The 21,658-nt window shown below is 70.3% G+C and carries 17 protein-coding genes; 6 read left to right on the top strand and 11 right to left on the bottom strand.

The genetic code is table 11. The features are described 5' to 3' along the window. The first annotated feature begins 10 nt into the window (after positions 1-10). Positions 11-775: an SMI1/KNR4 family protein gene (locus tag AB0389_RS23360; RefSeq protein ID WP_366397398.1), complete on the top strand. Its 765-nt coding sequence runs from the start codon at positions 11-13 to the stop codon at positions 773-775. Positions 776-994: 219 nt separating this feature from the next. After that, positions 995-4,219, top strand: a complete 3,225-nt coding sequence (locus AB0389_RS23355; protein WP_366397502.1) for an alpha-L-rhamnosidase — start codon at positions 995-997, stop codon at positions 4,217-4,219. A gap of 29 nt (positions 4,220-4,248) precedes the next feature. Here AB0389_RS23355 and AB0389_RS23350 read toward each other — a convergent pair whose 3' ends face one another. After that, complete coding sequence (locus tag AB0389_RS23350) at positions 4,249-4,740, bottom strand: hypothetical protein (RefSeq protein ID WP_366397397.1); 492 nt, start codon at positions 4,738-4,740, stop codon at positions 4,249-4,251. 175 nt (positions 4,741-4,915) lie between these two features. Between AB0389_RS23350 and AB0389_RS23345 the strand changes: the two genes are divergently transcribed. Next, on the top strand, positions 4,916-6,250 hold the full coding sequence (locus AB0389_RS23345; RefSeq protein ID WP_366397396.1) for an LCP family protein: 1,335 nt from the start codon (positions 4,916-4,918) through the stop codon (positions 6,248-6,250). A 206-nt stretch (positions 6,251-6,456) separates the two neighbouring features. On the opposite strand, the gene AB0389_RS23340 is transcribed toward AB0389_RS23345, so the two are convergent. From AB0389_RS23340 to AB0389_RS23295, 10 genes are all read right to left on the bottom strand, one after another. Then, on the bottom strand, positions 6,457-7,698 hold the full coding sequence (locus AB0389_RS23340) for a serine hydrolase domain-containing protein (RefSeq protein WP_366397395.1): 1,242 nt from the start codon (positions 7,696-7,698) through the stop codon (positions 6,457-6,459). Next, complete coding sequence (locus tag AB0389_RS23335) at positions 7,695-8,624, bottom strand: hypothetical protein (protein ID WP_366397394.1); 930 nt, start codon at positions 8,622-8,624, stop codon at positions 7,695-7,697. The genes AB0389_RS23340 and AB0389_RS23335 overlap by 4 nt, the downstream gene beginning before the upstream one ends. 157 nt (positions 8,625-8,781) lie before the next feature. Next, entirely contained in the window at positions 8,782-9,534 is a 753-nt protein-coding gene (locus AB0389_RS23330) for a hypothetical protein (protein WP_366397393.1), read from the bottom strand. Further along, complete coding sequence (locus AB0389_RS23325) at positions 9,531-9,704, bottom strand: hypothetical protein (RefSeq protein ID WP_366397392.1); 174 nt, start codon at positions 9,702-9,704, stop codon at positions 9,531-9,533. The genes AB0389_RS23330 and AB0389_RS23325 overlap by 4 nt, the downstream gene beginning before the upstream one ends. An 85-nt stretch (positions 9,705-9,789) precedes the next feature. Beyond that, complete coding sequence (locus AB0389_RS23320) at positions 9,790-11,976, bottom strand: APC family permease (RefSeq protein ID WP_366397501.1); 2,187 nt, start codon at positions 11,974-11,976, stop codon at positions 9,790-9,792. Between the two features lie 225 nt (positions 11,977-12,201). Continuing rightward, the gene (locus tag AB0389_RS23315; protein ID WP_366397391.1) at positions 12,202-13,194 is read right to left on the bottom strand and encodes an ABC transporter substrate-binding protein; all 993 of its coding nucleotides are present in this window, start codon (positions 13,192-13,194) and stop codon (positions 12,202-12,204) included. A gap of 104 nt (positions 13,195-13,298) precedes the next feature. Then, on the bottom strand, positions 13,299-14,075 hold the full coding sequence (locus AB0389_RS23310) for an amino acid ABC transporter ATP-binding protein (protein ID WP_366397390.1): 777 nt from the start codon (positions 14,073-14,075) through the stop codon (positions 13,299-13,301). Next, a complete protein-coding gene (locus AB0389_RS23305) occupies positions 14,072-15,112 on the bottom strand; it encodes an amino acid ABC transporter permease (protein WP_366397389.1) in 1,041 nt (346 codons plus the stop codon). The genes AB0389_RS23310 and AB0389_RS23305 overlap by 4 nt, the downstream gene beginning before the upstream one ends. A gap of 17 nt (positions 15,113-15,129) precedes the next feature. Beyond that, the gene (locus AB0389_RS23300) at positions 15,130-15,678 is read right to left on the bottom strand and encodes a GNAT family N-acetyltransferase (protein WP_366397388.1); all 549 of its coding nucleotides are present in this window, start codon (positions 15,676-15,678) and stop codon (positions 15,130-15,132) included. Next, positions 15,675-16,838, bottom strand: a complete 1,164-nt coding sequence (locus AB0389_RS23295) for an LLM class flavin-dependent oxidoreductase (protein ID WP_366397387.1) — start codon at positions 16,836-16,838, stop codon at positions 15,675-15,677. The genes AB0389_RS23300 and AB0389_RS23295 overlap by 4 nt, the downstream gene beginning before the upstream one ends. 452 nt (positions 16,839-17,290) lie before the next feature. Here AB0389_RS23295 and AB0389_RS23290 point away from each other — a divergent pair, with 452 nt between their 5' ends. The 3 genes from AB0389_RS23290 to AB0389_RS23280 all read left to right on the top strand — a co-directional run. Then, entirely contained in the window at positions 17,291-17,671 is a 381-nt protein-coding gene (locus AB0389_RS23290) for a hypothetical protein (RefSeq protein WP_366397386.1), read from the top strand. A gap of 178 nt (positions 17,672-17,849) precedes the next feature. Next, complete coding sequence (locus AB0389_RS23285; protein WP_366397385.1) at positions 17,850-18,320, top strand: ATP-binding protein; 471 nt, start codon at positions 17,850-17,852, stop codon at positions 18,318-18,320. A gap of 313 nt (positions 18,321-18,633) precedes the next feature. Then, positions 18,634-21,658 (top strand): amino acid adenylation domain-containing protein (locus tag AB0389_RS23280; protein ID WP_366397384.1); only part of this gene is annotated, 3,025 nt, incomplete at its 3' end.

Here is a 21,658-nt window from a genome sequence, read left to right as displayed (position 1 = left end):
GCTCGGCCGCATGCGACCCGACCTGGTACTTCTCCGTGAGCTGATCGAGGCTTCGCCGGTGATCGCCACCCGGCCCGGCGGAGGAGTGGCAGCCGATCGGATCGCGGCGGCCGAGTCCGCCGTCGGGCCCCTGTCCGTCTCGTACCGCTGGTGGCTCGGCGCGTACGGCGGCGGCACGCTGAGCGGCGCGGCGCCGGCGACCGTCGTGCCGCCCGGGGCGGCCGGCGCCGAGGAGGACATCACCGCCGGGTGGCGGCTCGACGCGGGTCTGCTCTGCTTCTTCACGGAGCCGGACGGCGGCGACAGTTACCACTTCGACCTGGGACGGCGCACCGACGGGGAACACCCGGTGATCCGCCGGGACCACTTCAGCGGCGCCGAGGAGCAGGCGGCCGACTCCTTCGCCGGCTTCCTGACCGGAGAGGTCGCGCTGAGCAACGGACTGGGCCTCGGCCCCGTTCCCGGACTGGCCCGGCTCTGGCGCTCCACCCCGGGCGTCCTGCTGCCCAACGGCGTCCACGTCTACGGCCCTCATGACCTCCTGGAACGCAACGAGACCTACGGCGTGGCCGATTACGCGCCGGACTGGCTGCTCATCGGTGACGACAGCGGCGGAAGCGGACTGTTCGTCCGGCGCCACGGCGAGGACCGCGGAACCGTCCACCTCCTCGATCTCGGCGCGGGGGAGCGGGACATCGCCGGCTGCGGGGTCAGCAGGCCGGTGACGGACGATCTTCTCGGCTGGCTGGGCGACGGCGCGCCCCTCCACACCTGACCACACGGTCCCCGACCGTACGCCATCTCCGGCATGAAAGGTTTCAACGCCCCCTGCGTTCAGGGACGTTAAGCCCCTATCGAGCATCGCGTCAATGGTCCGTACCTGGAAATCTCGCGACCGCACCACAACCGCCCCACACCCTTGACACACCTCACGCGCCTCCCTACTTTCACCGCAGTGAAACGATTCACTGTCGAGTCGTATCGGAGCCGCATTGTGATCAGCAGAAGACGACTGCTCGGCACCACCGCCACCGCCATGGGATCGGCCATGGTCGCCGGGTCCGCCGTCCCCGCACTGGCCGGCACCGCCGACGCGGGAACGGGCCACTCGTCCCCAGTGGCGGCCCCGGCCTCCGCCGTCCATGTCACCGCGCCGACCGTCGAGTACGTACGGCACCCGCTCGGCCTCGACACGCCACGCCCCAGACTCAGCTGGCCCGTCGTGTCCGCCCGCCCCGGCCAGGCCCAGCAGGCGTACCAGGTACGGGTGGCCACCTCCCCGGCCCGGCTCACCCGGCCCGACGTCTGGGACAGCGGGAAGGTCCGGTCGCCGGACTCCGTCCTGGTCCCGTACGCGGGCCCCGCGCTCGCCTCCCGGACCCGCTACCACTGGTCCGTGCGCGTCTGGGGCACCGACGGCTCGGTCTCCGCGTGGAGCGCGCCGTCCTGGTGGGAGACCGCTCTCACCGACGCCTCCGACTGGTCCGCACGCTGGATCGCCGCCCCCGTCGCGCTCACCGGGCCCCCCGCGCTCGACGGTGCCTCGTGGATCTGGTTCCCCGAGGGCGACCCGGCGAGCAGCGCCCCGGCGGAGACCCGCTGGTTCCGCGGTCGCACCGATGTCCCGGCGGGCGTCACCCGGGCCCGGCTGGTCATGACGGCGGACGACGGCTACACCGCCTACGTGAACGGCGTCCAGGTCGCGCACACCGAGGCCGACGGCCCCGCCGACAACTGGCGCCGCCCCGCCCTCCTGGACGTCACCGCCCACCTCCGCACCGGCTCCAACGTCATCGCCGTCTCCGCCACCAACGCCTCCGTGGGTCCGGCCGGACTGCTCGGCCTGCTGGAGCTGACCACGGCCGACGGTGTCCGCACCTTCACCACAGGCGACACCTGGCGGACGGTCCAGCGGGAACCCGCCGGCGACTGGCGCTCCCTCGCCCACGACGACACCTCGTGGTCCGCCGCCAAGGTCCTCGCCCGCTGGGGCGGAGGCCCCTGGGGCAGGGTGACCGTCCCTTACTCGCCCGCCGCCCAGCTGCGCCAGGAGTTCCGGCTCCCGCGCAAGTCCGTCGCGCGCGCCCGCCTCTACGCCACGGCCCTCGGCGTGTACGAGGCGTACGTCAACGGACAGCGCGTCAGCGAGGACCGGCTCGCCCCCGGCTGGACCGACTACCACAAGCGGGTCCAGTACCAGACCTACGATGTCACCGGCCTGCTCGGCACCGGCGCCAACGCCCTCGGCATCACCCTCGCCGCCGGCTGGTACGCCGGCAGCGTCGGCATGTTCGGCCCCCACCAGTACGGTGAACGTCCCGCACTCATGGCCCAGTTGGAGATCACCTACACCGACGGCAGCACCGAACGCGTCGTCTCCGACGCCGGCTGGCGCAGCATCATCGGCCCCGTCACCAGCGCCGACCTGCTGATGGGCGAGGACTACGACGCCCGGCTGGAGACCCCGGGCTGGACCCGCGCCGGATTCGACGCCTCGGACTGGGCCGCCGCCGAACCGGTCCCCGCGACAACCGCCGCCCTCGTCGCGGCCGTTGACGGCCCCTCGCGGGTCGAGACCGACCTCCCGGCCCGTACCGTCACCGAACCGAAGCCCGGCGTCTTCGTCTTCGACCTGGGCCAGAACATGGTCGGTACGGTCCGGCTCAAGGTCACCGGCGCCGCCGGCACCACCGTACGGCTGCGCCACGCCGAAGTACTCAACCCCGACGGCACGCTCTACACCACCAACCTCCGTACCGCCCGCGCCACCGACACCTACACCCTCAAGGGCGGCGGCAAGGAGACCTACGAGCCGCGCTTCACCTTCCACGGCTTCCGCTACGTCGAGGTGACCGGCTACCCGGGCCGGCCGTCGCGCGACGCGGTCGTGGGCCGTGTCATCCACACCTCGGCGCCGCTCACCATGGACTTCAAGACGGACAGCCCCCTGCTCAATCAGCTGCACAGCAACATCACCTGGGGCCAGCGGGGCAACTTCCTCTCCGTGCCCACCGACACCCCCGCCCGTGACGAACGCCTCGGCTGGACCGGGGACATCAACGTCTTCGCCCCCACCGCCGCCTACACCATGGAGTCGGCCCGCTTCCTCACCAAGTGGCTCTGGGACCTGCGCGACGACCAGGCGTCCGACGGCGGCTTCACCGACGTCGCGCCGTTCGTTGGCACGGTCGGCAGGGGCGTAGCGGGCTGGGGGGACGCGGGGGTCACCGTCCCCTGGGCGCTCTACCAGGCGTACGGAGACACCCGGGTACTGGAACAGTCCTGGGCCTCGATGCTCAAGTGGCTCGACTACCTGGAGCGGAACAGCAACGCCTACCTGCGCCCGGACCAGGGTTACGGGGACTGGCTCAACATCCAGGACGAGACCCCCAAGGACGTCATCGGCACCGCCTACTACGCCCACAGCGCCGACCTCGTCGCCCGGACCGCCGAGGCGCTCGGCAAGGACCCCGCGCCCTACCGCGCCCTGTTCGACCGGGTCAGGACCGCCTTCCGTACCGCGTACGTCACCGCGGGCGGCCGGGTGAAGGGCGACACCCAGACCGCCTACGTGCTGGCCCTCTCCATGGATCTGCTGGCACCCGCAGACCGGGCCCCCGCCGCGGACCGGCTCGTCCAGCTGATCGAGGCGAAGGACTGGCACCTCTCGACGGGCTTCCTCGGCACCCCGCGACTGCTGCCCGTACTCACCGCCACCGGCCACCAGGACGTCGCGTACCGGCTGCTGCTCCAGCGCACCTTCCCCAGCTGGGGCTACCAGATCGACCGGGGCGCCACGACGATGTGGGAGCGCTGGGACTCCATCACCCCCAGCGGCGGCTTCCAGGACGCCGGCATGAACTCCTTCAACCACTACGCGTACGGCTCGGTCGGTGAGTGGATGTACGCGAACATCGCCGGCATCGCACCGCGCGCCCCCGGCTTCCGCGAGATCACCGTCAGGCCCAGGCCCGGCGGCGGACTGACCCGGGCGGAAGGCCGCTTCGACTCGGTCTACGGACCGATCACCACCAAGTGGCGGACAGGCGCCGGCGGGTTCGAGCTCACCGTCTCCCTCCCGGCCAACACCACCGCCGAGGTGTGGATACCGACCGCCGGTACCAGGAAGCCCGGCGCCGGCGGCGCCACGTTCCTGCGGAAGGAGGACGGCTGCGCCGTCTTCGCCGTGGGCCCGGGCAGACACCATTTCACGGCCTGACCAAGGACGGAGCGCACTGCGGCACAGGGTCAGCGGGGCAGGCGCAGACGTCTGCCCCGCGCCGCGTGCGCGCCGCGCCCACGCCGTCGGGTGGAGGGGGTGAGCAGCAGGAAGATGGTGGCCAGAACGGCGATCGCCTGCGCCACGACGGAGAGCCGCTTCTCCGTGTACCAGACGGGCTCGTACATGTTCGGCACCGGACCCAGGGTGCCGACGTCGACGTACCGGTAGACCAGCAGCAACGCGAGGCCACCGGCGGCGACGAGCCAGGCGAAGAGATCGCCGGGCACCCGCCGCCAGGCCAGCACCAGCAGCGCGGCGAGCGAGGCGAGACCCGCCTCGATACGGAAGAGGTCCCCCTGGCTGATGCTCCCCGAGACCGTGTCGTACTGATCCGCGAGGTGCGCGTGCAGATACGCGTCCCAGGCGAGCGCGGCGGCGGCCACCAGGCGCGCCACCGCCCGCAGAACGCGACGGGTCCCGCCCGTACGGGCGAACGCGTCGGGGATGACTGAGGACATCGCTGCTCCCGCGGGGTGCTCTTCCGGCCGGCCGTGCCACGTACGCCCCACTAGACGGCACGTGCGGGACCGGGGCCACCGGACGGGCCCGTCCGGTGGAGCCCGACGGGCCCGTGACCTGTCGGCCGCGCCCGCTGTTCACCGGGTGGAAGTCCGAGGCAAGGAGTCCCACCCCGTGAGAGCAGTGCATCCGCTCCGCCGGATCGGCCGCTGTATCGCCCTGGCCGCCGCCCTCCTGGTGCTGGGCACGGCCACCACGGGCGGCTGGCTCTACACCCGGCTCAGCGGCAACATCCATGGCGCCGCCGTGGACGGCGCGCTCGGCGACAACCGGCCCGGTGCCACCCGGGGCGGCCGGAACATCCTGATCATCGGGTCGGACAGCCGCACGGGACTGGGCGACGACTACGGCGCGGAGCTGACCTCCATGCAGTCCGACACACTGATGCTGCTCCATGTCGGCGGCAGCGGGAAGTGGGCCACCGTCGTATCGCTCCCGCGCGACTCCTGGGTACACATCCCCGCGTGCCGCCAGGGCGACGGCACTCTCTCCGCCCCGCACAGCTTCAAGATCAATGAGGCGTTCGCCATCGGCGGCTCGGGCGGAGACGCCGCCAGGGCCGCGGCCTGCGCGATCAAGACCGTCGAACAGAACACCCGGGTCCGGGTCGATCACTTCATGATCGCGGACTTCCGCGGCTTCACCGGCATGGTCAACGCCCTCGGCGGGGTGGAGATCTGTCCCGAGCGGCCGATCCACGACGCGAAGGCCCGGCTGGATCTCGGGGCGGGCTGCCAGACCGTACGCGACGCGCAGGCCCTCGGCTACGTACGGGCCCGCTACAGCCTCGGGGACGGCACGGACCTCGGCCGGATCGGCCGCCAGCAGGAGTTCCTGCGGGCTCTGGCGGCCAAGGCCAGGGACCGGCTCCACCACCCCCGGGCGCTGTACGGCTTCCTCGACTCGGCCACCGCGTCGCTGACGACCGATCCCGCCCTGGCCGACCTGCGCCGCCTCTACGACCTGGCCGCCGGCATCCGGGGCATGGACGCCGACCGGATCACCTTCCTCACCGTGCCCAACTACCCCCGGCGGCGTGACGTCCCCGGCGACACGGCCAACGTCGTCTGGAACCCGCCCGCCGCCGAGCGGCTGTTCACCGCGCTCACCCTCGACCGGGAGATCACCGCGGACCGGCTGCGCGAGGCGGCCGGCCGGCTGCCCCCGGCGCCGGACACCGTCCGGGTCGCCGTCCTCAACGGCACCGGTGTGGCCGGCCGGGCCCGCGAGATCGCCGACCGGCTGCGCGCCCTGGGCTTCTCCGTCACCGCCGTCGCCAACGCCCCCGCCCCGGTCGCGGCGACCACCCTCACCCACCCCGAGGGCCTCGCCGCCCAGGCGCGGACCCTGGCCGCCAGACTGCCGGGGCTCACCCCTGAACTCTCCGCCGCCGCGGCCCCGGACACCGTCACCCTCACCATCGGCCCGGATCTGCCCACCCCCGGATAAAAGGCCCCGGGGCAGGCGCCACGGCAGGCACCGTGGAGGCCGGCTCAGGGCGGCCTCCAGCCTCCGGAAGAGGAACGGCAGCATGCCGACAAGCAGCGAGATGACAGTGAATGAGTGTCGTTTCATGACATCAACGATCCCCGGAACGCCCGCCGCTGACTATCCGGAAGATCCCTGATCAATGGCAGGGAAAACCCTCAGTCCAGTCAGGGGCGCGAGAGCGCGAGCAGGGCCGAGTAAGCGCTCTGGACAAAGGCCCCGTCGGCCGCCGGCCCCGTGTTCGCCAGCGCCACCACGGCCGTACGGTGGGCCGGGCTGAACCCGGTGAACGACGTGAAGCCGCGCGTACCGCCGGAGTGGTGGTAGACATCGCCGTCCGGCCGGACGCGGATGTTCCAGACGAGCGCCAGCCGCTTCGCGCCGCCGCGCAGGGCGAGCCGGGGACGGACCACATCGGCCAGCGCCGCCCGCAGCTCATCCGGCCCCCGCGCGGCGGCGGGGTCCAGCAGGGCGTCGAGCAGCGCCAGCAGGTCGCGCGCCGTGGACCGCACGGCGCCCGCCCCGGCCAGCCCGGGAATCCGCCAGGCCGGCCGCGGCCGGCCGTGCCAGTGGCCGGTGGCCTGCGGTCCGTTCGGCGCGCAGCCGGTGTGGCACAGCCCGAGCGGCTCCAGCACCCGGGCCGTGAGGAGCTCGCCGTACCGCCGGCCCCCGCATCCCCGCTCCTTCCGCTCACCCGGCTCTCCTTGTTCTCCCCGTTCACTCCACTCTTCCCGCTGCTCCGGCCTGCCGTCGGCGGCCACGGTCAGCAGATGGCCGAGGAGCCCGACCCCGAAGTTGGAGTACCGCACCCGGTCGCCGGGCCGGGTGCGCGTACGCGTTCCGGCGAGGGAGCTCAGCACATCGGCGGTGGTGAACCCGGCGTACGGGTTGCTGAACCACCGGGGCGCCGCGGCGGCCAGGAAACCGGGTGGCAGCCGGGGCAGCCCCGAGGTGTGGGTGGCCAGATGGAGCGGGGTGATGGCCCCACCTGGCGTCCGGGGGAGCACGCCGTACGGCAGGAACCGGGAGAGCGGATCGCCGTAAGCCATCTCCCCCCGGGCCACCTGTTCGGCGAGCAGCAGCGCGGTGAAGCACTTGGTGACCGAGCCGACCTCGAACCGGGTGTCGGCCGTGACCGGGCCGCCCCCGCCGTACGCCGATCCGCCGACCGCCGATCCGCCGTACCCCGTACTGCCGTGCGTCACGATGGCCCAGCGCTCGCCCTGGCGCAGCGCGACCGCCACCCCCGAGGCTCCGCGCGCCGCCGCGGCAATCGCGGCAGCCGGACGGCGCGCCCAGTCGGGCGGTGGCGGGTGGTCCGCGGACTTCATCTCGTACACCCCGCCGCTGTCCGCGCCGGTGTCCGCACCCGCCGCCGCTCCGGCGGCCCCGGCCGTGCCCGCCGTCACGCGCGGGCGCCGAGCGTACGGGAGACGGCGAGCGTTCCGGCGACGGCGGCGACCACGGTGGTGTGGTGGTGGGTGACGAACCGTTCGTGATCGTCCCCGGTGACGGGCTCGCCGTCGCGGGGCATCAGCCCGTCCTCGTGCTGGATCGCGGCCAGTCGCTCCCAGTCCGCGGGGGCGCTCAGAGGCTCGGGCAGACAGTGATCGACGATGAGCAGCTCCGCCACCAGGTCCCATTCGCCGATCTCGGTCCAGATGTCGATCCAGACGGGAAGCCACCGGGTGAGGTAGCGGCAGATGTCGGTGGGCAGCGCGCCGGGCAGCCGTCCCCAGTCCGTGATGTGGAAGACGGTGTGGGTCATGCTGTACGCGGTCAGCCAGTCGATCAGCCACGGTTCGGGCAGCGCGCCCAGCCAGGTGGCCCGGGTCAGCCCGGCCCAGTCGGTGGCGTCGAACCCCTCGCCGAGGTCGAAACCACTGATCCGGGCGGCGTTGGCGACGGCCAGCCGCCGGTTGGGCAGAACCTCCGCCGCGCGCGTCGAGCGCAGCGACGTCGTGTGTGCCAGCAGCGCGTCCAGTTCCTCGTTGCGGTAACCGCAGCGCGCGAAATGGGCGTATGTCTCCAGCGGGTCGCTCATCATCGGATAGCGCAGCAGCCGTTCGTGGAGCATGGAGCCGCCGCCGAGCTGCTTCCAGCTGAAGTCCAGCAGCTCGCGCGCCAGCCGCAGTTCCCCGGTACCGGCCACCGCCTCGCGCATCACGAGCGAGGCGGCGAGGCCGGTCTCGCCGAGCGGCTTGTAGACGGTGTCGGGCTCGGCCAGCTCCGCCGTGGTGTCGGGCGGCAGCGCGCCGTGCTCCCGGTGTGTGTGGAGCCAGGCCAGTGCCAGGCTGCTGACGCGGTGGGCGTTCTGCGTGACGGACATGGCCATCGGGTCTTGGTCCGATCGGGTGGCGCGTACGGGGGAGGAAGGCCCGCACGAGAGCGGCGGGGTCAGCGAGGCGACGGATGCAGCAGCGACAGCGGAGATAGCAGAGGTGGTAGAGACAACAGAGGCAGAGGCAGCGGCGGCTGCCGTGCGAACAGGGTCAAGCGGCAAGCAGACGCCGGGCGATCGCCATATCCAGCGCCGGCCGGTCGCCGCCCGCCATCAGAGCGATGTGCTCTACCAACGGCCCCGGATCCAGCGGCAGTTCCACCCCGTCCGCGCGCAGCCACGCCAGCCAGCGCGTGATCCGCGCGGCGGTGGCGTAGTCCCGGCGCAGTACGGCGCGGGCGGCCCCGCGGGCCAGCCTCAGCGGCGCGCCTCGGGCCGCGTCGTGCACCGGACCGTCCAGCCCCGGCAGGGCCAGGGTGCACAACTGCCCCATCCTGACCGACCACGCGGCCCACTCCGCACCGCCCGCACCGCCCGCACAGTCCGCACCGCCCGAACCATCCGGCTCCGGTCGCGGCGCGTGTACGCCGTCGGCGTGGCGACCGGTGAGTACGGCCAGCAGACTGACGGTGGCCCAGTCGCGCCAGGCCATCAGCCAGGCCGCCTCGGGTCCGCCGGGCGGTGCGGGCACCGCCTCGGCCGCGGGCGGCAGCGCGCTGAAGGAGAGGGCGACGGCCGCCGCGTCACCGGTATGCAGTACTGCCCCGGTCAGCAGCGCCGGGGCCAGGGCATCGGCGCCCAGAATCCGGACGGCGGCCAGCGCGGCGCCGGGATCCGCGGCGCTCTCCACGTGCTCGGCGACCATGGCGGTGCCCCCGGAGCCCGAAAGGGCTCCGAGAGCACGTCGTGCCAGGCCGGCCGCCGATGCTTGGTACGCGGCGGTCCGCGACTGGTCTTCCGTCACCTGTCCTTGGGCTCCTTCGGCGAGAGAAGGGCCAGCAGAAGCAGAATGCCGCCCGCTTCCGGCGCGTAGACCGGAGCGTCGCTGATCGGGGCTTCGGGTTCGGCCATCGCCGTTCCCAACGCCGCGGTGTCCAGAGTGATTTCTCCCGGCCTGATGGTCTGAGAAAGCATCAGTGAGCTCTCCTCGTAGAGATGCCATCGCCCCGACTGGGCAATGCCAGAAGTGACTCTAATCATTGTGTGACAAACCGGCCATTCAGGACGGGCGTCCGGACCTCAACGCGCTGTCCTGTACATGGAACGGAACGGTCGTCACCACGATCTTCGGCAGATGCCGCAGTGCCCGCCGCAGCCGTCCCGCCAGCGGGCTGTGGAGAATCCGATGCCACCAGTGCCGTACGACGATCTCCGGGATGATGACAGTGATGGTCAGATCCGGCCGCTGATGGTGCAGCGTCTCGATATAACTGATCAGCGGTGCCACGATCGCGCGGTACGGAGAGACGACGATCCGCAGCGGCAGATGGTCGCCCCACAGCATCCACGCCTCGCGGAAGCGCTCCGCGTCCTCGTCGCTCGGGCTGACATGGAGGGCGAGGACGGGCTGCTGGAGCGAGGCCGCGTAGGCCAGCGCCCGCACGCTCGCCTGGTGCAGCGCGTCGATCGGCACGACCGAGAGATGGCGGATCTCCTCGGGCGTGTCCTCTTCCTCGGAGTCGTCCGCGTTCTCCGAATCCCTCGGACCCGCCGTGCCGCCGCGCGCCGGTGAGCAGGGGTCGGGCGGCGGCGTGAGCGTACCGCCGGGGATCTCGATCATCTGCGGACGCAGTCGAAGCGCCGCGGTCACCCGGTCGTAGTGGCGCCGGATCCGCGTCGTCACCAGCAGGAACCCGGCGACGGCCAGGATCGCGACCCACGCGCCCTCGGTGAACTTGGTGATGCCCGCCGTCACGAAGACGAGCGCCGAGAGCAGTGCGCCCGTGGCATTGAAACACAGGCTCTTGCGCCAGTGCCGGTCGCGCCGCCGCCACCAGTGCACCACCATGCCGGTCTGGGAGAGGGTGAACGCGAGGAACACCCCGACGGCGTACAGCGGGATCAGTGACGCCGTCCTGCCCTCGAACGCGACGTAGACGATCGCCGCCGCCACCGAGAGCACGATGATTCCGTTGCTGAACGCCAGCCGGTCGCCCAGCCGGGTGAAGATCCGCGGCGCGTAGTTGTCCCGCGCCAGCAGGAACAGCACCCGCGGGAAGTCGTTGTACGCGGTGTTCGCCGCGAGCAGGAGCACCAGAGCCGTCGCCGCCTGGGTGAAGACGTACATCCCGCCGGAACCGAAGCTCCGGTGGGCCAGTTGGGACAGCACGGTCTCCTGGGAGTTGGGGATCACACCCTCCAGATGGACCATGGCGACCGTCCCCGCGAACAGCGCGACGAGCAGCCCGATCATCCAGGACAGCGTCGTGCGCGCGTTGCGCCAGGGGACGGGTTTGAACGCGGGTACGGCGTTGGAGATCGCCTCGATCCCGGTCATCGCCGTCGAGCCCGACGCGAACGCCCGCATCACCAGGAGCAGGCCGACCCCCTCCGCCGCGTGCAGCGGCGGCGTCGGTACGGACGCGAAACCGCGGCCCGCCGCGTGGTACAGCCCGAAGCCGACCAGCGCCGCGATGGCGATGATGAAGGCGTACGTCGGCGCGGCGAACACCGCGCCCGCCTGCCGGACCCCGCGCAGATTCCCCGCCAGCAGCAGCGCGATGACCAGTACCCCGATCAGTACGGCCTCGTCGTTCAGCCCGGGGAGCGCCGAGGTCACCGCCGCCACCCCGGACGAGACCGAGACCGCGACGGTCAGTACGTAGTCCGTCATCAGCCCGGCGGCGGCCACCAGCCCCGGCGTCCGCCCCAGATTGTCGGTGGCGACGATGTACGAACCACCCCCGTGCGGGTACGCACGGATCGTCTGGCGGTACGACAACCCCACGGCCAGCATCAGGAAGGCGATCGCCAGGGCCACCGGCACCGAGTAGGCCAGCCCCGCCGTACCGGCGAGGACCAGGACCGCGAGCATCGCCTCGGGACCGTACGCCACCGACGACAGCGCGTCCGCCGAGAGCACCGGCAGCGCCACCAGCTTGCGCATCCGCTCGCGCGCGATCGCCGTGCTCCGCAGCGGCGCCCCCAGCACCGCCCGCCGTACGCGCGCCCCGAACCCGGCGGCCGGCGCCGCGTCGCCCGCGAGCGCCTCCGGCCCGCCCGCCTCCGTACCGGACGGCTGCCCACCGAGCGGGGCGACCCGGACGAACCGGCCGAAGCGGGCCGGTACGATCTGCGCGGGTTCGGGATAGCTGCCGAGGTCCGGATCGACCGGCAGCGCCTCGCGCCACGCCTCCGGGCCGACGGAGACCCGTCCCCACTCCCGCCCCACCATCCTCAGCAGCATCGACTGCTCGGCGTCGAGCTTCGGCACCGAGACGGGCCCGGCCGCCGAGTCGGCGGAATCCTGGCCGCTCTGACCGTTCTGACCGTCCGGGGCTCCTCGGGTATCCGTCACATCCGTGAGTCTCTTCGGCGGACCGGCCCACGGGCCCCACCCGCGCCCGGCGACACACGGGCGCGGGCGTCGACCACCCGTTCGGCGGCAGCACCGGCACAGCCGGGCGCGCGGCTACTGGTTCGTCTTCGGCAGCCCCTTCGGGTTCAGCTCGGAGGAGGACACGGCCTCGTTCGCCAGCCCCCAGCGATCCAGCACCTTCTGGTACGTGCCGTTCTTGATTACGGTGTTGAGCGCTTCCTGAATGGACTTGATCAGCCCGTTGTCCTTCTTCGTGGTGGCCGCGATCTCGCCCTGGACATCGGCGCCGCCGCCCGAGTACGTACCGATGATCTCGGTCTGTCCGACGGACGCGACGTGGTACGCGGCCGTCGGGTTGGGGCCGAGATAGGCGTCGAGCCGCCCGGAGCCGAGGGCGAGATAGTAGTCGGTCGCGTTCTGGTAGTACTTGATGTCGGTGGGCTTGAGCCCCTTCTTCACGTTCTGCTCGCTCCAGGTGACCAGCAGCTTCTCCTGGTTGGTGCCGGAGCCGACCCCGATGGTTCTGCCGGCCACATCCGCCGGCTTGCTCACCTTCCAGCCGGCGCCCTTCTTGGCCTCGAAGGCGAGGTTGTCCAGGCGGTACGTGGCGAAGTCGTACTTCTCCTTGCGCTCCTCGGTGACCGTGATGTTGCTCAGCCCCGCGTCGTACTTGCCGCTGTCGAGCCCGACGAAGATATTGGCCCAGTCGACCGTGTTGTAGTGCGGTTTGAGCCCGAGCACATTCGCGATGAGCGAGGCGATGTCCGGCTCCACGCCGATCACGGTCTTGTCGTCGGTGGCGTAGAAACCCAGCGGGGGCGCGGTGCCGGTCGTCCCGACGATCTCCAGGGTGCCCCGCTTGCGGATCGCCTCCGGTACGAGGGCGGCGATGGAATCCACCTTGGGGGTGGTCACCCGGTTCTGGTCCGGGCCCAGGTTGATCTTCGACCCGCTACCGCCGGCGCCCTTGGCCGCGACCGTGCCGGTGGTGTCGTCGGCGGAGTTGCCGCAGGCGGTGAGCGAGAACGCGGTGGCGAGGCCCAGCAGGGCGGCGGCGGTACGGACGAGGGAACGGCGCGGCGGCACGGTGACTCCTTGACGGGATGGCGGATGAAGCGGAAACGGAAACGGAAGCGGAAACAGGGAGAGGGCGATGGTGGTCCGGCGGACCTCGATGAGCGGACGCCCGGTCAGAGAACCTTCGAGAGAAACGCCTTCGTACGTTCGTGACGCGGCCGGTCGAGCACCTGCCCCGGCGGGCCCTGTTCGACGATCACGCCCTCGTCCATGAAGACGACAGTGTCGGCGACCTCACGGGCGAAGCCGATCTCATGGGTGACGACGATCATGGTGGTCCCGCTGACGGCCAGGTCCTTGATGACGTCCAGGACCTCACCGACCAGCTCCGGGTCGAGCGCCGAGGTCGGCTCGTCGAAGAGCAGCACCTTCGGCTCCAGCGCGAGCGCGCGGGCGATGGCCACACGCTGCTGCTGGCCACCGGAGAGCTGACGCGGATAGGCGTCCGCCTTGTCGGCGAGCCCCACCCGCTCCAGCAGCGCCCCCGCCTGCTCGACGGCCTCCTTACGGGGGCGGCGCAGCGCCGAGACGGGGGCCTCGATGATGTTCTCGACGACGGTCAGGTGCGGGAAGAGGTTGAAGTTCTGGAAGACGAATCCGATGTGGAGCCGCTGTTTGAGCACCTCCCGCTCCTTGAGCTCGTGGAGCGTGGAGCCGGCGCGGCGGTAGCCGATCAGCTCCCCGTCGATGCTCACGTACCCGCGGTTGAGCTTTTCGAGGTGGTTGATGCTGCGCAGCAGCGTCGACTTGCCCGAACCGGACGGGCCGAGCACGACCGTCACCTCACCGGCACGGACCTGGAGGTCGACTCCGCGCAGCACTTCGAGTGCGCCGAAGTTCTTGTGGACGCCGCGTACTTCGACCATCGGACGGCGGCTGTCGGTGCTCATTTCTGGAACCCTCCGGTGGCGGCGGCAGCCCGCATCCTGTCGCCGAACGCCCTCGCGCGCTGGAACGGGGTGGGCGGGGGAGTGCGCTCGGAGCCGCGCGCGAAGTGCCGCTCCACGTAGTACTGGGCGATGGACAGCAGGGTGGTCAGCAGGATGTACCAGGCCGTGGCGACCATCAGCAGCGGTACGACCCGGCCGTTGCGGCCGTAGATCACCTGCACCTGGTAGAACAGCTCGCCGATGGCCATGACGGAGACGATCGAGGTGCCCTTGAAGAGGGAGATCACCTCGTTGGCCGCGTTGGGCAGGATGCCGCGCATCGCCTGCGGCAGCAGAACGCGGCGCAGTTGCCGCAGCCGGGGGATGCCGAGCGCGGCGGCGGCCTCCAGCTGCCCGCTGTCGACGGAGATGATCCCGCCGCGCACGATCTCCGCGGCGTAGGCGGCCTGGTGCAGTGCGAGTCCGATGACGGCGGCCGAGAGGGCACCGACCAGATTCATCGTGTCGAAGCTCCACAGCACCGGACCGAAGGGAACGCCGACCCCCAACTCCTTGTAGAGATAAGCCAGGTTGAACCAGAACAGCAGTTGCACGATGAGCGGGATCGACCGGAAGGCCCAGATGTACGTCCAGGCGATCGTCTGGAGGATCACACTGCGCGACAGCCGCATGAAGGCGAGGGCGATCCCGAGGGCGAAGCCGATCGCCGTTCCGTAGAAGGTGAGTTGAAGGGTCACCCACACGGCCTTCAGTACGGTGTCGGCCGTGAGATAGCGGAAGAAGATGTCCCACTCCCACCCCGGATTGGTGAGCAGACCGTGGCTGAACTGGGCGACGACGACCAGCGCGGCGGCGCCCGCGGCCCAGCGCCAGTAGTGGCGCGCGGGAACGACCCTCAGCGCGGCGAGATCCTCGCCGTCGCGCACCTCGTCGGGACGGGGCGACGGCGCGGAGGCGGGAGAGGGGACGGCTGTGGTGGTGGCGCCGGCCGTCGGTCGGGCGCCGGTTGTCGAGCCGGCGTCGGTCGTGGTGTCCATTCAAGGGCTCCTGCGGGTCACGTGTGTTCGGGCGGGCTGACGCGGGACATCTCCACGGCCGGGACCCCGCGGCGGCGGTCCGTGAGCGCCTTCTCGAACGGCAGCGGGCCGATCGTCTCCGGATCGGCGCCCGTGTCGAACAGCGGTGTGTACCCGGCCGCCAGATACAGCCCACGGGCCTCCGGCTGGCGCGGCCCGGTGGTCAGCCAGACCCTGCGGTACCCCTGTACGGCCGCGATCCGCTCCAGCTCCCCGACCACGCGCCGCGCGAGCCCGCGCCGCCGGTGGGCGGAGTGCGTCCAGATGCGCTTGAGCTCGGCCGTGGTCGCGTCGTAGCGGCGGAACGCGCCCCCGGCGACCGCCTCACCGTGCTCCAGCAACAGCAGCAGCACCCCGTGCGGCGGGTCGAACTCCGAGGCCGGATACCGCTCCAGCTCGCCGTGCGCGTCCTTGCCGTACCGGGCCGCGTACTCGTCGCCCAGCTCCCGCAGCATCGGGCGCACCAGCGGATCGGCCACCCGGGTCCGCAGCCAGGTCGCCCCGTCCGGCCGGGCCACGGAGGTCATCGGCCGGCCCCGGCGGCGCGCGGGCCGAGGATCTCAGGGTCGAGGGTCTCCGGACCCCGGCGGGCGCCCTCGGCATCGCGCCGGGCCACGCCCTCCCGTACCAGCGGGATGACATGCCGGCCGAAGTCGATGGCGTCGCCGAGCAGGTCGTAGCCGCGGGCGGAGATGATGTCCACACCGAGGTCGTAGTAGTCGAGCAGCGCCCGGGCGACCGTCTCCGGCGTACCGACCAGGGCGTTGGAGTTGCCCGCGCCGCCCGTCGCCGCGGCCGTCGGGGTCCAGAGCGCCCGGTCGTACCGTTCACCGTCCTGGGCGATCGAGATCAGCCGCCGCGACCCCGCGTTCTCGGGCTCGCCGCGGCGGTGGTGGCGCACGACCGTGGCATCGCCCCGCGCCTTGCGCGCCTTGATCGCGTCGACCGTCCGGTACGCCTTCTCCCAGGCCAGCTCCTCCGTCGGCGCGATGATCGGCCGGAACGCCACCTGGATACGGGGCGGGGTCGCCCGCCCCGCCGCGCGGGCCGCCGCCCGTACCGACTCGATCTGCTCCGCCGTCCGCTCCAGCGGCTCGCCCCACAGCGCGTAGACGTCCGCCTCTGCGCCACCCGCCGCGTACGCCGCGGCCGACGAACCGCCGAACGACACAACGGGCCGCGGCTGCTGGACCGGGAACACATCGCTGACGAAGTCGTGGAACCTGTAGTGCTCGCCCTCGTGGTCGAAGGACTCGTGCGAGGTCCAGATCCGCTTGACGATCTCGATGTACTCGCGGGTGCGGGTGTACCGCTGGTCCTTGGTGAGTGTGTCGCCCTCGCGCCCCTGTTCGTGGTCGTTGCCGCCGGTGATGAAGTGCACCGTGAGCCGGCCGTCGCTGATCCGGTCCAGCGTCGCGAACGTCTTCGCGGCGAACGTCGGATACGAGACGTTCGGCCGGTGCGCGAGGAGGATCTGGAGCTTGTCCAGCCGGGAGGCGATGTACGCGGCGGCCGGCGCAGGATCGGGCGAGCCGGACCCGTACGCGAAGAGCACCCGGTCCCAGCCGTGATCCTCATGGGCGCGGGCGAGCTTGAGTGTGTATTCCTTGTCGAACGCGGCTCCGGAGCGCGGGCCGGTCTCCGACCCGTCGTTGGTGGCGGCGATACCGAGGAACTCCACAGGCATGAGGGACCTTTCGGGCAGGACAGGACGGGGGAACGTACGGACGCGGGCACACGGACATGGCCGGCCGACGGCAGCACGCGGTACGGAGTGCGGAGTGGCGGAGTACGAGGTACGTGTGACGCGGTACGTGGACGCGGTACGCGGCCGGAGCCGAACGTGACGGCGAGAGGCGCGTCAGGGGTACGGCGGCAGCGTGCGCTACGGGGTCACGGGGAGGTGTGGAAGGGGCGGCCGGTCGGGCGGGCCCGCTGCCGGGTCAGGCGCAACAAGAGGCGGACCACACGCGACCGAAGTCGATGTGCCCGCGGGTGACCAACGGCAGCTGCTTCTGCATGAAGCCAATTGAGCACGGGACTTTCACCGAAGTCAACACATGCTCGCTCCGTGGGCGGCGGGGCCCGCTATCGTCGAGAGTGGGGGGCGGGGACAGAGCGGCAGAGGAAGTGGTCCACGTGAACAGCACGCGACAGCCGGTGGCGGAAGTCGTGGTCGCGCTCACCGGCGGGGTGAAGGAGGACGCGCGCGAGGTGTTCGGCGCGCTGCGCTCGGCATACGGCTGCGACCGCGCGGCCGACGACGTACCGAAGGAGGTGCCGGGGGCGGGGGACCGCCCGACCGTCTGGATCGCCACGTTCGACGCCTCGGACGTACGGGCGCGTCCGGCACGTCCGGTGCGGCTGACGGCCCCGGTCGTGGCCACCCTCCAGGGCGGCTACGCGGCGGTGGACAGCCTGCGCGGAAGCCTGGCCTCGGCGTTCACCGTGCGCGAGGTCGGTACGGCCTACGGTGACCAGGAGGAAGAGGTACAGCTGCGGCTGGAGAGCCGTACGTAGCCCTCGCGCGGCCCTCTCGTCCGTTCGTGTTGCGGGGCGGCGCGTACGGGCGCAGGCTGGTGACAACCCGTTCAGGGTGATCGCTCACGCTCCGTGCGCGGCGCAGCAGGTGCGCCCCGAAGCGTGCGAGTGTGCGAGTGCGCGAAGTGTGATGAGGCGTGACGAGGAGCCTTCGACCATGACCGTTCCCCTCGGGTGTCACTACGTCGTGGAATCGCCCGCCTCCGCCGAACGTGTACCGACACTGCGGCGTATCGTCTCCGCGCGCCTGCTGTTCTGGGGGCTCGGACCGCATGCCGTCGGACCCGTCTGCGCGGGCCTGGGCGAACTGGTCACCAACGTCCACCGCCATGTCGGCGTCGGCGCCCGCTGTGTGATCGAACTCCGGTGGACCGGCCGTCACTTGACGGTATCGGTCGAGGACGAGGGGCCTCGGCTGCCCCGGTTGCCGCACCTGCTCACGGCCGGCGGCGGAGGACTCGCCCACGTCGCCGCGCTGAGTGACAGCTGGGGCACCTGCGCCACGGACCGCGGCAAGGTCGTCTGGTTCACCAGGAGTGTGGAGGCGCCGCAGGGCGTCCCGAGCCTGCCGCGTACACCGCTCACCCCGGTGGGCGCGGTGCGGCGGCTGCCACTGCCCGCTGCGTGACACCGCGGCTACCTACAGTGTCTCGCCGCGGTGGGACGCTACTCGGTAAAAATTGCCATCAGTGTGGATATTCCACGCCTTTCGTCCTGTCAGTACTGCCGACGGATATGACGGAACGGTAAACGGTCTTCGCAATAAACATCAAACGCCCTCTTAACTCCTGCCTTGCCGAAGATGTTGACAGTGTCCTGCTCGTCTTGAGAAGGTTAATCAACATTGCTGCCAATTCTTAATCGGTTGCTCCTTGATGTGGGGCGCGAGCGTTGACCGAGGTGTGGAAGTGTCTGGATCCAGAGGTGGCCGTCGCGAATTGATGGCCGGACAGCTTGGCGTATGGCATGCGCAGCAAATGGATCCGGATAATCCGATCTACAACATGGGTGAATACATCGAGATTCACGGAAAGGTGAACGCGGAGTTATTTGAAGCGGCCGTGCGAAGAGTCGCCGAAGAGGTCGACTGTTTTGGCATACGTTTCGAGGTGGCCGCAAGAGAAATCCCGCAGCAGTATTTTGACCTGCGGAGCGATTGGCTGTTTCACGTGATCGACGTGAGCGGCGAGGGCGATCCCCGTTCCAGCGCGGAGAGTTGGATGCGGGCGGACATGCTGCGTCCCGTGGATCTCCGGAGCGGTGACCTTTTCACCCAGGCTCTCTTCGCGTTGGACGAAGACCGCTTCCTCTGGTACCACCGCATGCACCACATCGTCGCGGACGGACTCGCGGGATCCGTGATAGCGGCCCGAGTCGCTGCGGTCTACACGTCCCTCTCGGCCGGCGAAGCTCCTGCGTACAGTGCGATTCCCTCCAGTTCCTCACTGATGGACGCCGACGCCGATTACCGGTCGTCCGCAGAGTTCGAACAGGACCGTGCGTACTGGGCGGAGCGTCTTTCCGATCACCCTCAAGCGGTCAGCTTGAGCGGCCGGGAGCCTTCCGCCGCATGCCATGAACTGACACGTCATGCACTCCATATTCCTCCCGACGCCGCCGCGGAACTAAGAAAATCAGCACGTCGGCTGGGAACGAGTCTCTCAGGTCTGGCCATAGCCGCGAGCGCCGCCTATCTGCATCGGGCGACGGGGCAGGAGGACATCATTCTCGGTGTCCCCGTCATGGGAAGAGCAACCGCACTGCGGGACATCCCGGGAATGACGGCGAATATAGTTCCGCTGCGTCTCACCGTGCAGCCGAAGGTCACAGTGCGGGACCTTGTGAAGCAGGTGTCCCGTGGCGTAAGAGACGCCCTGCGGCATCAGCGATACCGTTATGAGGACATCCTCCGAGACCTGAAGCTCTTGGGGCGCAGCGGACTTTACCCCCTGCTGGTCAATATCGTATCCTTTGACTACGATCTGAGATTTGGTGACGCGCCCAGCAGTGCGCACGGGCTCGGCGGCATAAACTTCAATGACCTGTCGATTTCCGTGTACGACAGGTCATCCGACGGAAGCATATCCGTGGTTGTTGATGCCAACCCGGATCTTTACAGCCCGGAAGCAGCGCATGGGCATGCTGCGAAATTCCTTGACGTGATGACCTGGATGGCGCGTTCCGCCGCTGAGGAACGCGTCCACCGGATCACCTTGATGAGCCGCTCCGAGCAGCGTCTGGTTCTCCAGGAATGGAACGACACCGTCCGCGCCGTGCCCTCGGCGACGCTGCCGGAGCTGTTCCAGGCCCAGGCTGCTCGTACCCCCGAGGCGCCGGCGGTGGTCTTCGCCGGTATCGAGGTGACCTACGCCGACCTCAACGCCCGGGTCAATCGTCTTGCCCGGCTGCTGATCGATCGTGGTGTGGGTCCTGAGTCGTTGGTCGCGGTGATGATGCACCGTTCCGTCGATCTGGTGGTCGCTCTCCTTGCGGTGGTCAAGGCCGGTGGCGCGTATGTTCCCGTGGACCCTGACTATCCTGCCGAGCGGATCGCTTACGTCCTTGCCGACGCACGGCCGCTTCTGGTGCTCACCAGCGCGGACCTGGCCCTCCGTCTCGGCGGCAGCCGCCCACCGTACGTGGCCGTCGACGATCCCCGGACCGCCACCGTGCTTGAGGGCTTCTCGGTCACTGATCCCACCGACACCGAGCGCAGTACCGCCCTGCTGCCCGCCCACCCCGCGTACGTCATCTACACCTCCGGCTCCACCGGACGGCCCAAGGGTGTGGCCGTACCGCATGCGGGTGTCGTCAACTGGCTTACCTGGCTGCAGGGCACCTACAACTTGACCGCCTCGGAACGGGTGTTGCAGAAAACTCCCTTCGGTTTCGACGTGTCGGTACGGGAGTTCTTCTGGCCGCTGCTCCAGGGGGCGACGCTGGTGGTCGCCAAGCCCTCGGGCCACCGCGACCCCGGGTACCTGGCCGAGTTGATCCAACGCGAACGTGTCACGATCGCGCATTTCGTCCCCTCCCTGCTACAGGTCTTCCTCCGCGAACCGGCCGCCTCGGCCTGCACCGATCTGCGCGCTGTGTTCTGCAGCGGCGAGGCGCTCCCCAGCGATGTCGCCGGACAGTTCCGGAACATCCTGGATGTTCCGCTGCACAATCTCTACGGCCCCACCGAGGCATCGGTCGAGGTCACCGCATGGACGTGCGACGGCGACACCAGCAGGAGCAGTGTCCCCATCGGGCGCCCGGTGTGGAACACCCGGGTCTATGTGCTGGATGCGGCGTTGTGTCCGGTGGCGCCCGGGGTCGCGGGTGAGTTGTATGTGGCGGGTGTGCAGTTGGCGCGTGGTTATTTCGAGCGGCCGGGGTTGACCGCGCTGCGGTTTGTGGCCAGTCCGTTTGCCGTGGGTGAGCGGATGTACCGCACGGGTGACCTGGCCCGGTGGGGTGCCGATGGGCAGTTGGAGTATCTGGGGCGTACGGATGATCAGGTGAAGGTTCGGGGTTTCCGGATCGAGCTGGGTGAGGTCGAGGCCGTACTGACTGGCCTGCCGAATGTGGCCCAGTCTGCGGTGGTGGTGCGTGAGGACCGTCCCGGGGACAAGCGTCTGGTCGGTTATCTCGTTCCGGCGGCCGGTCACGCTGGTGGTGTGGATACGGCTGTCCTGCGCGCGTTCCTCGGCGCGATGCTGCCGGAGTACATGGTGCCGTCCGCGTTGGTGGTGCTGGATGCGCTGCCGCTGACGGTGAACGGCAAGTTGGACCGTAAGGCGCTGCCTGCTCCGGACTACCGGGCGGCCGAGAGCGGCCGGGGGGCGTCGACGGTGCAGGAGGAGATTCTGTGCACTGTGTTCGCCGGGGTTCTGGGTGTGTCCAGGGTCGGTGTGGAGGACAACTTCTTTGAGCTGGGTGGTCATTCGCTGCTGGCGACCCGGTTGGTGAGCCGTATTCGGT

Origin of the sequence: Streptomyces sp. NPDC093109, assembly GCF_040701725.1 — a bacterium.
Taxonomy (GTDB): domain Bacteria; phylum Actinomycetota; class Actinomycetes; order Streptomycetales; family Streptomycetaceae; genus Streptomyces.
Note: the sequence above shows the minus strand (reverse complement) of the source record. Positions and strands in the feature narration are given on the sequence as shown.